Below are 14,201 nucleotides of genomic sequence, written 5' to 3'. Positions count from 1 at the left end.
TATTCTTTACAAAAAATATGGTAATTCTTAAGGCTAAATTATCATTTTGATCAATTGAGTCCATTTCTAATGTTTTCATTACTGCAAATTGTAAATTTTTGACAAAAATAGCTTCAATAAAAAAAACCTTCTTACGGTTTTCATCATTATTGATTTTTTAAAATAAAAAACCACAACTTTTGGGTTGTGGTGATATAATATAAATTTGTAACCTATTATATAAAACTCAAAATTAATAATCAAAATACCAATTAAACACATCTGAGCGAATGCCTAATGAAAACCAAGTGGTGTTTTCCTTAAAAACTGTTGCAGTGTTTTGGTTTGGGTCGAAGTTTCTATAAATAAGACTGCCAAAAATTTTCAAGTTTGTCTCTGGATTTACCAAATATCCGGCTTGTAAATCTGTGATAAAAATACTGGTTTTATTTCCCTGGCCTACAGTCACTCCAGAATCAGCATAACGATCAAGGTCATAATCTCTGTAAATATTTCCGCCATAATTAGAATTGGCTCCTGAATTAGCAAAATCAAGGCCTTTTGTACCAAAAGTAAATTTAGCATCAGCAAAAAGCCTGCCTTTGTGATAACGCGCAATAACAAGAAGTTCCTCGAAATTACCTCCCCAAGGATGCCCCAAACTTTGATTGTTGTGTCCGTAATTTGTAATCGGGTCACTGTGTGAATACACATACGGGCGCACGTGATTGAATTCTAATTGCAACAATAGATTATCAACTTTAAAAGCATTGAAATATTTCACACCCAATTGATAAGCAAATTTATTTTTCCAGCTGTTTTTTACGCCTTTAACATCTCCCAGCGAAAATTCATCCAAAAGAAATTGTCCGTAAAAATTCACCTTATTGTTCCATTTATATTTTGAAGTAAATCCCAAAACCGCATTCCCAGTTCTTGCCGATGATTCAAACTCAACAGAGCGATAAAAAATAATTGGATTGACAAAATGCAAATCAAATCCTCTGTTATTGGTGTCTGTCCAAATTACAGATTCAAAAAGCCCAATATTTAAACGATTAGAAACATTCAAACTCAAATAATGATTTGCCATATACTTCGTTGCATATGTTCTTTCCAGAGTCACTTCTGGCCGCACATCTTTGAGCCATATATAGGTGTTCGTGTATTTTATTTTCCAAAAATTAGTGTTGATTTTAAAATAAGGATACGGACTTGCCCCATCTCCTTCTAATAAAGAACGATAGCCGTCACCAATGAAATTTCGACCATAACCCAATTGCAAATCGATGAATTTAGAAGGAGTAAAAGTTAAATTAGCATCAGCCGAAGGAAAATCGAAAGCATCAGTCTTGAAATCTTTAGATATTCCAATTCCGGGAATAATTGCCGGATTCCCACCAGCAGGCTTAATTGATTCGGCATATCGATTGTAATAGTCGGCAAATCTTCCTTGGCTTTCATAAATCGTAGTAGTAAAATTTAGTTGAGAACCCAACCCGCCGCTGAAATTGATTCCACGTGTATTTACAAATGTGTTTACTTGCTTTTTGCTGGAAGCTGTTCCCACTTGTAAATCAAAAATAGGATTTATAACAAACCAATAATCTTCTCCTTGAATTTCGACTAAGTTTTCGTTCCATAATTTTCTACCCCACCAGCCAGAAGTTTTTTTCTTTATCTTTTCATTTTCGGCAGCAAGGTTATAATATTTAGCAACTTCTAGATAAGTATAAGGTTTTGAGGCTGTGTGGTTGTTAGCGCCAACCTGATTCATAGCAGGATCAAAATGGGAATAATAACTGTGCGAAAACGGAATATTCAAATGGCTTTCGAACTGTGGATTATTGAATTTTTTATAGACAATGCTATCTAATTCCGTGAGTTGTTTCGTGTTGGTTTTTACAACTTCGGAAGCAACAATAGCTTCGGAAGTCATTTGTTCAGTGCTTTTTAACGGAATTGAAATAGTGATGTTGTATTGTGAAAACGTTGGATTTCCGTTATAAGTTGATGGTTTAATTATAGGAAATTTAGCAAAAACTCTTTTGGTTTCTTTTATCAATGCATTATCGATAGCGTTTACATAAATCACTTTGAAAACACCTTTTTTGTCGACCTCAAAAAGCACTTTAATATTGCCTTTGAAATTGTTTTGAACCAGATTTTCAGGAACTACAAAATTTTGGGAAACAAAATCCTGAACTTGATTGTAGAAACATTTTTCCAATGCTTTAGCTTCTAGATTTTCACAATTTGGAAAAAGAGGAAATCTTTCGGCAGAAAGCCCCGATTGATTTGAACTATCATTTACATCTTGGGCGGAAGTCACGAAAGCGCATAGAGATAAAAGCAATGTCAGCAATCCTTTTTTCATATTGTAATTTTGTATTTAGTATTCGCCTTGGGCATTTCGTCCGTTAACAATCGCTTTTGCACCAGAAGTACCTATTCGCTTCACTCCTAGCCGAATCATTTCGACAGCTTCATCATAAGTTCTTACTCCACCTGCTGCTTTTACTGGAAGCGGTGAGGCATTTTCGAGCATCATTATTATTGCGGGAACTGTGGCACCATTCGGAAGATTATTTAATGTTTTATAAAATCCAGTAGATGATTTCACAAAAACCGAAGCGTAATTTTCTTCTTTAAAATTAGTAATTACACTATTTTTTATTAATGCTGAAAGTTGCATAATCTGCTTTTCGTTGAGTGCTGCCACTTCGATAATCCATTTTACAACTTTGTTATTGGCTAAACCAAGTTGGGTACATTTTAGGATTTCGTCTTTGACCAAATCCACATTTCCTTCTTTAAATGCTTCGTAATTACACACAAAATCGAGATCGTCAGCACCGTCTTGAATGGCTTGAGTTGCTTCGGCAAGTTTAGCTTCCAATCCTGCTATTCCTTCGGGAAAATCGATAACCGTTCCTATTTGAACCGGTGAATTGGCGTCAGCAATCATTTTACTGGCTAAAGAAACCATATTGGGACGAATCATAATGAGTTTAAAATTCTCATCAATGGCTTCCTGGATAAATTCTTTGACTATAATAGTGTTTTCGGCTTCGCTAAGTCCAGCTTGTGATGGCGTTTTTAAATAAGTCGAGTCTAAAAATTGCTTGATATTCATTTGAAAATTATATAATTTACGAATTAAATTTTATCAATTATCCTACTTTGTTTGTTTATCAAAACAATTACGATGACGGCTATAGATGCACCAGATAAATTTGCAATTACATCAAACACATCTGCTGTTCGTGTAGTTGTGAAATACCGTTGCATCAATTCGATAGCAATTCCAAAAAAAAACGATAACACAAGTGAAACTATCAAAAGTTCATAAATTTTCAAACTACCAATTTTCTTTTTAAAATAAAAGAACCACAATAATGTAAATATAAAATGCAAAAAAGCATGAACTGCTTTATCAAAATTTGGTACGTTTATTTTCGGAATATCACTCGCTTTTATGAGACATAAATATAGAATAATTAAGGTCCAAAATAAAGCTGCCCAAAAAAATATTTTTTTAAGCACCGATAAGTTCTTTGTAAGATTCACTCGAAAGCAAGGAGTCTATTTCATCCATATTTGCAATTTTGACTTTTATCATCCAGCCAGCTCCATAAGGATCAGAGTTTACGCTTTCTGGTTTGCTTTCAAGAGCATCATTAAACTCAATGATTTCTCCGGAGAGAGGAAGAAACAAATCAGAAACAGTTTTTACAGCTTCAACAGTTCCAAAAACCTCATCTTTTTCTAGAGTTTGGTCTAAAGTTTCCACTTCAACATATACAATATCTCCTAATTCTTTTTGGGCAAAATGAGTAATTCCTACTGTTGCAACATCTCCTTCGATGTTAACCCATTCGTGATCTTTTGTGTACTTTAAATTTGCTGGTACGTTCATAATAATTGTAATTATTTATTTAAAATTTATTGGGCAAATGTAGCAATCTTCTGTTCAAGTTTTGTTCGGATTTTAAAAAATTAATTTCCGAAATTATATCGCAGTGTAAACCCTGAACGAATATTTGTCAGTGGAAAAGAAGTTGATATTACCGCTTTCGAAAACGCATGGTCATAATAGAAAATCGCCGTTAAGTTTTTACTAAAGGAATAATCAGCAGTTAATTTCAATGACCAAAGATTTTGTCCTCCTGCTAATTGATTGTTGTCATAATCTAAATACCGTACGATAGTTTGATTATTACGATAGGAAAAATCTGCTTTTATGAGAATATCACTTTTTATAATTCCTGTAGGACTATCAGCTAAAGTCGAAGAAAAAATCACGTCTTTAATTCTGTATCCCATTCCTACCACATATTCTATACCTTTGACTTCTGTCAATAAATTATTATCAAAACTCATAGACAAAGCCCTGTCTTTTTTGATTTCGGTTAGAATTTTTAATGAATTTTTCAATTCAAAATCCATTCGAATAAGCGGATTAAACTGCTCCACTAAATTGACATTAGACATAATGGTATGGTTATAGAAATTACCGCTAGCATCTACTCCATTCGGATTTTTATCAAATTCAAAATTCGACCGGAAAGCATTAATTGTATAAGATGCCCTATAATTCTGCTGCAAAGAGAATCGTTTGAAATTCTTTTTGAAAAAGTCAAAACGCATTAGTCCATTATACTTTATTGACCAGTTGGGTACTGGGAAACTTTTGAAAATTCCCAGAGAAACATTTGAGGCGCTTTGTCCTGAGTAAGCTGCTAAGAAGGAAGGTAACAATACTGCTTGATTGTTTTTTCCGAACCCTTTTGGAAAACCGTCAGCATCTATATTAGCAGGATTACTTATGTCAATTCCACGTTCAGTAGCCAATCGATTTGCAATCGGAAGCCTGTTGCTTCTAAAATCATCAAATGCTGCCGAATTGTTTTGGTCACTCCTAGAAAAAGAAGTTTTAATTAAAATAGTCGAGATTGAAAACGTTCCAAAACTATAAGGAGAACGCGGATTGTATTGACCATTAGTAACATCATATTGTTCCGAAAAATTCTCTGAATAAGCTCTGTCTAATGATAAATCTATTTTTAAATCCGGCAGCAAATCTATATTAACCGTTGATTTAAATATTTCATTGCTTACCTGAGTATAATTTTGGTTAAAATCAGGGTAAGAAGTTAACCATCCGTTTTTGGCAGCTTCGTATCTTACATCGTCTTGGCTTCCGAAAATAAATCCAATCGTAGGTTTTGAAGTCCCAAAGAATCCAACACCTGGGGTATATCCTGGCAAAACTGTACCGCTATTTTTGGTATAATTGGCCTGTATGGTTTTCACACTTGTTAAAACGCCAATCAAACCATTTAGGAAATTGTTGTTTTTTGGAGTCAAAACATTTGTATCTGTAATTTTTTCTCCTGGTTTTGGAGCTGCAGCTTTTGGCTTAGCCTTCAATTGTGATTTTTTCGTTAGTCCCACGTATTTATAAAACAAATCCATGTTTAATGTAGCATTCAAATTATGTGAGATCGCATTTTGTACTGTATTCCCTAAATTATAAGTGTTTCCTCCAATATTTATTTCAGACAATGCTAACGAAGCTCTTTGCCAACTGTAATCTCCTGTGTAAGAATAGTTTGCTTTAATGAAACTAAATACCGGAATTTTGTCAATTGGTATTTCATAATTCAAAACTAATTGCTGCATGTGTTGATTGGCTTCTCCAACATTCAAATAACTATCCCAAATTGACAAATTATCTATTGGAACATTATCAGCATTCAAATAGTTTTTAACAATATTACTGGAGGAAGCCGTATAATTTAATTTAAGGTTTTTCGTCAAATTATAATTAAATCCATACTGATAATTAAAAGCATAGTTTCTTCTGTACAATGGATCAAGACCAATTCCAGCAACATCTACCTGTCTAAATTGTTGACGGTTGTATTGCCTAATTATATTTGTATTGAAATTGATATTAGATGGTAAATAATTAAAGTTGAAGTCACTTAAGGCTTTCCAATAGGAGCTTTTCTTAGTGAATTTTGATTTCTTGAATGGTTCAATTGGTTTAGGCTGAAAACTAAATGCATAATCAACCCCAGAATTTGATTCCTGATTTGTAAATTGCTCGATTTCAAAATCATGGTGTTCCACTTCGTTATAGGACTGAGAAAAAGTAAAGTTTTCTGCGTCATAAACCCTTTGTTTTTGCTCAGGACCTCTCTCTTTTCTTACTCCTATAAAATTGATACTTTTTCTTTTTGTATAATCAATCGCTCTACTTTTAATATTATCTCTTTCCGCAGGGTCAATAGTACCATCTAATAGCTGTTTTAACTTGATATCTTCATTAAACGGATCATATTCAGGAGTTATAGTTTCTTCTCCAACGGCATAATTAAACGGTAAATTGATTTTCCATTTTGGAGGCAATAACTTCCCTAAACTAAAATTGGTAACAATGTTATATTGCTGTGTATCTTCTCGACTTCTTTCATTTGGTCCTTGCTCAATACCTCCAAAACCAATGGTGCTTTTTCTTCCTGTTGCAGAAACAGTGGCGAAATCAGCAAAATTAGTATCGACATTTAACACCGCAGCCATACCTCTACTGTTATCCATATCGGCAACGCGAAGTTCGTCGAACCAAACTTCCCCTTTTATATCCTGATGCGTTTCGTTACTTTTTATACCTAACATTAAATTTCGAACCAGTCCAAAATTAGGATTTCCTTTAATACCTAATCTCAATTTGTTAGGTTTACCTGCCAAAGATGGATCAAGTTGGTCTTCATTTTGATAATAAATTCCGTCAGCTGGCAACGTATTTGGATCAATATTCATTGCCTGAACTTTCAATTGAGTTAATAAAGCCATTTTTAAATCAATTTCATTATCGGCTGGCCAAACTGTTTCTGCACTCAAAGCACCGCAATTAGAACCTGTTGTTGAAGAAGGCAAAGTAACTTTTAACGGTATTTCGATTTGGTAAAAATTCTGTGTAAAGTCATTTCCAAAACGAATGAAACCTATCATCTGACCATCTCGAAGTGCGATTTCGTCAGGTAAAGATTCTGCATGCAAAAACATTTTTAATTTTTTGAACTGTCGCATATCTACACTAACATTTTTAAAAACAGCCCTTGAATCTTCCGGTTCTAAACCATTACCTGAAACTCTTAAAGATAAGGATTGTTCGTTTTGATTGATAATGGTATTGTTGTTATACAATTGTTCTCTTTCAACTCCTGGAGGAACAATATAATTTACAGGACATCTATCGTTGTTTTCCTGAATATTTACTGCTAAAACATCCAAATTTGTATTATCATCAGCTACATTAACATCAGTTGGATCAAGCGTACTTGCATATCGTCTCCAATCTCCTCTTACTAAATCTAAAGCCCCAAAACGAACCGTTACTTCATTGCTGAAACCGGTCATAAACATTCTCATAAAACGAATCGATCTAAAATCAGATATGTTTCCAATGGTGTTTTCAGGTTGCGAAACAGGAATCTTAAACTGAATCCATCTAGCATCAGTAACTGTTCCGTTGACCATAGTTACCTGAGTGTTTCTAATATCAGTAACATAATTTTGGCCAACACTCATATTTGGTTTCATATCAACACTGTACTCATAATATGCATTGATGGTATTCATCGTATTATCTTTGTTGATATCTTCTACATCAGGATCAGCAGTAGAAGCTCTGTTGGCATTATTAATATCAACCGCTGAGTTTCCCTCGACACCATTATAGTTTCTATATCGATCCTTAACTCCTCCTGTAGCATTCAAATAATACGAATAATCATCTGCAGCGGGATCGGGTTGTGAGGCAAAATTGTTATAAATAGCTCCCTCTTTGGCATCAGCCAAACCATCTAAACCCAAATCTTGGTTGGTTCGATTAGCAGTATTGGCATCAAAGGCATAAATCAAAGATTGCGAAGCAGGCACATCACCCCAAATGGGTTGTGGGTTTACTTTTAATTGATCTGGACCAAGTCCGTTTTCATATTGTTTTCTTCCGTCTTTTAAAATATCTTCTGATATTTCTCCTAAGTTGAAATAAACTTTACCTGTATTTGTCTTTGGAATTTGTCCAGCTCCAACATAAGGATCTAATACCCAAAACTGGATATATTCCACATTTCCTTGTTCGAAATTAGTCGAATTTAATGAGCGCATAATTCCACCGAAATTGTCTTTTGGGTTTGCAGCAAAATTTAAACTATTACTATAAGAACCTCTTTCGGTAGGATAATACGTTAAATCCAAAGTGTTTATGACCTGTGATTGTCCTTGCGCAATATCGGTAAGCGGGTATAATTCTTCGCTAAAAATTCTTCTTGTAGTATTTAAAGACAAATCCTCATTTGAAATTCCGGACGGTTTTTGAGTATAAAATACAGGATCAATCGTATACCAAGATAATTTTGCTCTTTTAAAACCATAGCTCAAATCGTTGGCACTTGCATTAAAATTATAAAGACTTTCGGCATCATTCAGTGGTGTTGACGATAATTTCCAGGCATAAGGAGATCGCATATCGATTGTAGATTGAGAACCTTCAAAATCATCTACATATATGGTTGATTCTCCCTGAAAACTGTTCCCTTTGGGGTCGTCAGGTTTCAAAAATGCGATTTCTCCTCTCACTGAAAGATTAGAAGGCACATCTGTATCAATATTAGGTAATTTATTTACTAAACGGGTAAAAAATGGAATTTCTGATGAATAATTACCATTGAAACCAAACATACTGTTGTTCACAGATTCCTGCCCAAAGCCTGATTTCTGGGTAAATGGTTTTTCGTTTAGTTTTAAGAAAGTGGCTCCTACTAAAAATTTATCCGTGAAATTATGCTCTACATAAACCCCAAAAAAACGTTTAGTTTGTTGTCCAAAAACAGAATTATTTTCCAATGAAACACTAATTGGCGTATTTGAAGCCTGAAGTGAAGGGTCTAGAATTTGCACTCTTCCCAGTTGGTAATTCACACTATAATCAATTCCTTCAACCAAAACTCTTCCACCGGCTGTTACAACAACAGAACCCCTTGGAACGTTGAAAGCACCAATCGGAATTCCTTCGCCGCCTGAAGATTTGTATTTCCCCCTTAAAAGGAATTTATTTTTGTCACTATCCTGCAAAGCTCCGGATTGAGTATTGGCATACATATTTCGGAACACATATTTCTTTTGATTTTCGTTATAAGTATTAACATCCTTATAATTTTCTCCAGCACCAGTAGATAATTTAGAAAACAACAACTCACCAAAAGGCTCTTTGGTTGTAAATATTATTCGGCCATTTTGAGTGTCTACCGTCAATCCTTGCATAAAGTCAAAGAAACCATCACCGCCGGTTTGCGGATCATTATTAAAATTCAGCTTATCTAAATTGAATACTTTTAATAAGGGCGTTTCAGCAACTTCATTCCCTGGTGTTGGATTTGCCGGAAATGAACTTCCTGTAACAGGCGCAATATAATTTAATGGTGAGGGATCTGTATAAAGAATATTAAATCTAAAATTTTCTTGTTTTAACTGATAAGCTCCCGGAATTTGATAAATATTTTTCATCATCAAATTCCAAACCGGATTTTTTACATTAGTCAAATTGCTTTTAAGCATTTTTAAAACTAAACTTTGAGTTATAATAGCCTGATTAGTCGGAGTGGTTCCTGAGACAACGGTTGCATCTACGCCATCATTACCAAATTCACCCACTTGGTAAACTTTTTCTCCAATGGTATATTGATAAGCAACTGCAAGAACTTCGTCATTTGCGAGTCGTTGCTGCAACGAAATATATCCCAATTGAGGATTAAAAGTATATTCGTTTGCGTTTAATTTTCTGGCATTTTCTAACTTAGAATAATCCGCTCCCTCATTGACAGTTGTATTAAATCCAGAATTTGAAGTGGCAATTTCCCGAATATTATTGTTCAACAAACCAGTTCCGGCAGCAATTTGTCCCGGATCATAATCATTGTTTGAGTTATCAGAAGGAGAATCGGCAGGTTTATTAAACATCCCAGTTGATGGATCTAACACTACTACTTCACTATCTTGCAAACCCGTTAATTGTGATTCCCCTAAATCCTGAAGCGCAATTATATTTCTTAAATTATTTCCAGTAGTTGTATTTACACGATTTTGCTTGTTGGTTACCCAAATCTCCAATCTTGAAATTTGAACTCTACTATCAATAAAGGGGTAATTTTTTAAAGCTGCATCGTATTTATTTCTAAAATATTGCGAAAGGAAAAAGTGTCTGTCGCTATCATAATCAAGCGCATACATATCAAAGTCCTGAATTGTTCCGCCACCTTCGGCAACTACGGTTTTAGTCTGTGATTTTTGTTCTGAGAAAACTCCTGTAATAGATGTTTTGCCAAATTGCAATTTAGTTTTTACCCCAAATAAATTTTGCGCTCCTTTAATTAAGGTACTGTTCAAAGGCAAACTAACATTTCCTACTTCGATTTTTTGAATGATATCATCTTCCGTAGGAGTGTATTCTAACTTAATTAAATTCTGAAATGCAAAAGTAGATTGGGTATCATAATTAACATTGACATTCAATCGGGTTCCCACTTTTCCAATTAAACTCATACTGATTCTTTGGTTAAAATCGAAAGAAGTTGTGGATCTGTTTCTAGGAGAAAACGCTGGATTGTCTTGTTTTGTATGGCGAAGACCAAAATCCATTTCTATGGATCCTGTAGGTTTTACATCAATTGTATTACTGCCAAAAATGGTTTCAAAAAGTCCTGATTTAACATAATACCTTGGCAACAAATCTTTTTTAGCATCCTCACTACCCTCTTTTTTTCCATCAATGGCATCCAATTTTTGTTTAAAATAATTGCGCATCGATTCCTTTCTTACTAAATCTTCATATTCTTTAGGACTTAAAATAGTTGGATAGTTTGTTGGGAAATCACCAATGGTTTTTGACAATATATACATACCCGTAACAGGGTCGTAGGAATAGGCCTTGACGATGCTTTGTGGGTCTTTAATTTGAATTTTTCCTGTGGAAAATCCAGTTTTAGTCGTATCTTGAGTTGCCTGATTTACTTGAGCCTGTGATACAAAACCACAAAATAAAACTAATAAAAATGTACAAATTTTATACACGGATTGGTTCTTTATTAAATACTGTATTTTCAACTTTTATAAGTTTTTTAAAGCTTGCTTAATAATATATTCAACTGAACTCTCTGGGGCGTCTTTTATGATTTTTTCCACTATCTTTTCTGAAGTTTTTCGAACAAAACCCAAAACCTCCAAAGCAGATAACGCTTCATCTCTATTTGTATTGCTTTGTGACATTGAAACTTCATCTAAATCATAAAGTTTTAGCACTTTTTCTTTCAAATCGAGTATCACTCTTTGAGCTGTTTTGCTGCCAATTCCTTTTATGGATTGTATTGTAATGACATCGCCCGAAGCGATTGCATTTGTAATTTGTTTTGGATCTAATGAAGACAACATAGTCCTTGCAATGCTGGCGCCAATTCCCGAAACTGATAATAATAATTTGAAAATTTCTCTTTCTGATTTTTCTACAAAACCAAACAAAGTATGTGCATCTTCCTTAATTTGAAGATGTGTAAACAATTTTATAAAATCTGTAGTAGGAAGCAATGAATAGGTATGTAAGGAAATATTCACATGGTATCCAACGCCGCCACAGTCAATGACAACTTGTGTTGGTGACTTTTCTACTAATTTTCCTTGTAAATGTGCTATCATTTATAAATTTTATATGTCCAAATATAACAAAACTTAAATAAATTCTCATAAAATTTATATAACTGCTGTTATTGTTTAAAAATTATTTTGTTGCTTTTAATTTTTCCTTTTCTTTTTCCTGAGCATCAATCACCGCAATAGCAGCCATATTTACCATTTCTTCGACACTTGCTCCCAATTGAAATATATGTACTGGCTTTCCCATTCCTAACATAATTGGACCTATCGAATCGACTTTATTCAGTTCTTTTAAAAGTTTATAGGTAATATTTGCTGATTCAAGATTTGGAAAAATCAATACATTTACTTTTTTTCCTGCTAGTTTAGAAAAAGGAAATTTCGCTTTCAACATTTGTGGATTCAAAGCAAAATCCGCCTGAAGTTCACCATCAATTATCATTTCTGGATGATTTTTGTGCAAATAAGCAACTGCTTCTCTTACTTTTGATGCGCTTTCGTTTGTTGAAGAGCCAAAGTTTGAAAAAGAAATCATTGCAATTACAGGTTCAATTCCAAACATTTTAGCCGCATTTGCCGTCATAATAGCAATTTTTGCCAAATCATCTGCTGATGGATTAGTGTTTATCGCTGTATCTGATAAAAACATTGGCCCCCGATTGGTCATCATCATATTAGTTGTGGCTATAATAGAGACCCCGGGTGCTTTGTCAATAAGTTGCAACATTGGTTTCACAACAGATGGATAACTTCTGGAATGTCCTGTCAATAATGCATCTGCTTCACCTTCATTGACAAGCATTGCTGCAAAATAATTTCTTTCGCGCATTAAATTCTGGGCGTCAAATAAAGATATTCCTCTTCTTTGTCTGGTGCTCCAATATGCTTTTGCAAATTTATTCCTTCTTGCCTCCTCCTCACTTGTTTTTGGATCAATAATAGGAATATCAGAATCAAAACCAAGTTCTTTTTTTAATTCCAAAATAATTTCCTTCTTTCCTAACAAAATAGGGAAACCAATTCCTTCTTCATATACAACTTGAGCTGCTTTAAGCACATCGAGATGGTCTGCTTCGGCAAAAACAATACTTTTAGGATTCATTTTAGCTCTGTTGATCATCAATCGAACCATTTTATTATCATTGCCCATTCTATCCAAAAGTTCTTCCTCGTATTTATTCCAATCGAGAATTGGATTTAGAGCCACACCCGAGTCCATTGCAGCTTTTGCCACTGCTGGTGCTACAACGGTTATCAATCTTGGATCAAAAGGAGACGGAATTATGTAGTCCCGACCAAAAGTTAATTTAGTGGCGCCGTAAGCAATATTTACTTGCTCCGGAACGTGTTCTTTAGCTAAAGCGGCAAGTGCTCTAACAGCTGCCATCTTCATAGCTTCATTAATTTTTGTGGCCCTGACATCTAAAGCTCCACGAAAAATATAGGGAAATCCAAGAACATTATTGACTTGATTAGGATGGTCTGATCGTCCGGTTGCCATAATAACATCTTTTCGAGTAGCAATTGCAAGATTATAATCAATTTCAGGATTTGGATTTGCCATTGCAAAAACAATTGGATTTTTGGCCATTCCCAATAACATTTTTGGAGTCATAATATCTCCTGAGGATAATCCCAAGAAAATATCTGCATCAACCAAAGCTTCTTCAAGACTCATTGGTTTCTTGTCAGTGGCGTATTTTTGTTGCAAAACTGAAAGTGACAGATTGTCTTTTGTTAAAACTCCTTTACTATTAAACATTAAAATGTTTTCTTGTTTTAGTCCAAGCAAAATATACATATTAGCACAGGCTAATGCTGCTGAACCTGCTCCTGAAACTACCATTTTTAAATCTTCAGGTTTTTTTCCAGCTAATTCCAATGCGTTTAATAATGCCGCCGATGAAATAATTGCAGTTCCGTGCTGATCATCATGCATCACCGGAATATTTAATTCTTCGACTAATCTTCGTTCAATTTCAAAAGATTCTGGAGCTTTAATATCTTCGAGATTGATTCCTCCAAAAGTTGGCGCGATATTTTTAACCGTTTGAATAAACTCTTCAATGTTTTTTGTTCCAACTTCAATATCGAATACATCAATACCTGCAAAGATTTTAAACAATAATCCTTTTCCTTCCATTACTGGTTTTGAAGCTTCAGGCCCAATGTCACCAAGACCTAAAACTGCTGTTCCATTTGATATTACTGCAACCAGATTTCCTTTGGCCGTATATTTATAAACATTGTTAATATCTTTTGCGATTTCTAAACAAGGTTCTGCAACTCCTGGAGAGTACGCTAATGAAAGATCTCTTTGGGTGGCATATTTCTTAGTGGGAACTACCTGAATTTTCCCTGGAGTAGGTTTTGCATGATACAATAATGCTTCTAATCTTTTGCTATTCTTATCCATTATATAAAATTTTATCGTAGTCACAAAGATATAAGACTTGGCATAAAAAGGAAGCTTTTACACCATTCATTTTTTAAAAAATTATTAC

7 protein-coding genes are annotated in these 14,201 nt (G+C 34.2%); all 7 read right to left on the bottom strand.

Going from position 1 to position 14,201, the window contains the following annotated elements; genetic code table 11:
- Nucleotides 1-232: 232 nt before the first annotated feature.
- Entirely contained in the window at nucleotides 233-2,356 is a 2,124-nt protein-coding gene (locus IR213_RS12270; RefSeq protein ID WP_194312599.1) for a gliding motility protein RemB, read from the bottom strand.
- A 15-nt stretch (nucleotides 2,357-2,371) separates the two neighbouring features.
- Complete coding sequence (gene deoC, locus IR213_RS12265; protein ID WP_194312598.1) at nucleotides 2,372-3,115, bottom strand: deoxyribose-phosphate aldolase; 744 nt, start codon at nucleotides 3,113-3,115, stop codon at nucleotides 2,372-2,374.
- Nucleotides 3,116-3,138: 23 nt separating this feature from the next.
- Nucleotides 3,139-3,525 carry a VanZ family protein gene (locus tag IR213_RS16645; RefSeq protein ID WP_194312597.1) on the bottom strand — a complete coding sequence of 129 codons (387 nt, stop codon included), beginning with the start codon at nucleotides 3,523-3,525 and terminating at the stop codon, nucleotides 3,139-3,141.
- On the bottom strand, nucleotides 3,518-3,898 hold the full coding sequence (gcvH, locus tag IR213_RS12255; RefSeq protein WP_194312596.1) for a glycine cleavage system protein GcvH: 381 nt from the start codon (nucleotides 3,896-3,898) through the stop codon (nucleotides 3,518-3,520). The genes IR213_RS16645 and gcvH overlap by 8 nt, the downstream gene beginning before the upstream one ends.
- Before the next feature lie 80 nt (nucleotides 3,899-3,978).
- Nucleotides 3,979-11,121: a T9SS outer membrane translocon Sov/SprA gene (gene sov, locus IR213_RS12250; RefSeq protein ID WP_194312617.1), complete on the bottom strand. Its 7,143-nt coding sequence runs from the start codon at nucleotides 11,119-11,121 to the stop codon at nucleotides 3,979-3,981.
- 36 nt (nucleotides 11,122-11,157) lie between these two features.
- Nucleotides 11,158-11,739 carry a Holliday junction branch migration protein RuvA gene (ruvA, locus tag IR213_RS12245; RefSeq protein WP_194312595.1) on the bottom strand — a complete coding sequence of 194 codons (582 nt, stop codon included), beginning with the start codon at nucleotides 11,737-11,739 and terminating at the stop codon, nucleotides 11,158-11,160.
- 82 nt (nucleotides 11,740-11,821) lie between these two features.
- The gene (locus IR213_RS12240; protein ID WP_194312594.1) at nucleotides 11,822-14,113 is read right to left on the bottom strand and encodes an NADP-dependent malic enzyme; all 2,292 of its coding nucleotides are present in this window, start codon (nucleotides 14,111-14,113) and stop codon (nucleotides 11,822-11,824) included.
- Nucleotides 14,114-14,201 lie beyond the last annotated feature (88 nt).

The organism is Flavobacterium soyangense, from assembly GCF_015277675.1.
Taxonomy (GTDB): Bacteria; Bacteroidota; Bacteroidia; order Flavobacteriales; family Flavobacteriaceae; genus Flavobacterium; species Flavobacterium soyangense.
The sequence above is the reverse complement of the archived record's forward strand: the minus strand, read 5'-3'. Positions and strand labels throughout refer to the sequence as shown.

Excerpts from the sequence above, each read along its gene's own strand:
- IR213_RS12270 (WP_194312599.1), bottom strand. The coding sequence starts at position 2,356 with ATGAAAAAAGGATTGCTGACATTGCTTTTATCTCTATGCGCTTTCGTG.
- gcvH (WP_194312596.1), bottom strand. The coding sequence starts at position 3,898 with ATGAACGTACCAGCAAATTTAAAGTACACAAAAGATCACGAATGGGTT.
- ruvA (WP_194312595.1), bottom strand. The coding sequence starts at position 11,739 with ATGATAGCACATTTACAAGGAAAATTAGTAGAAAAGTCACCAACACAA.
- deoC (WP_194312598.1), bottom strand. The coding sequence starts at position 3,115 with ATGAATATCAAGCAATTTTTAGACTCGACTTATTTAAAAACGCCATCA.
- IR213_RS12240 (WP_194312594.1), bottom strand. The coding sequence starts at position 14,113 with ATGGATAAGAATAGCAAAAGATTAGAAGCATTATTGTATCATGCAAAA.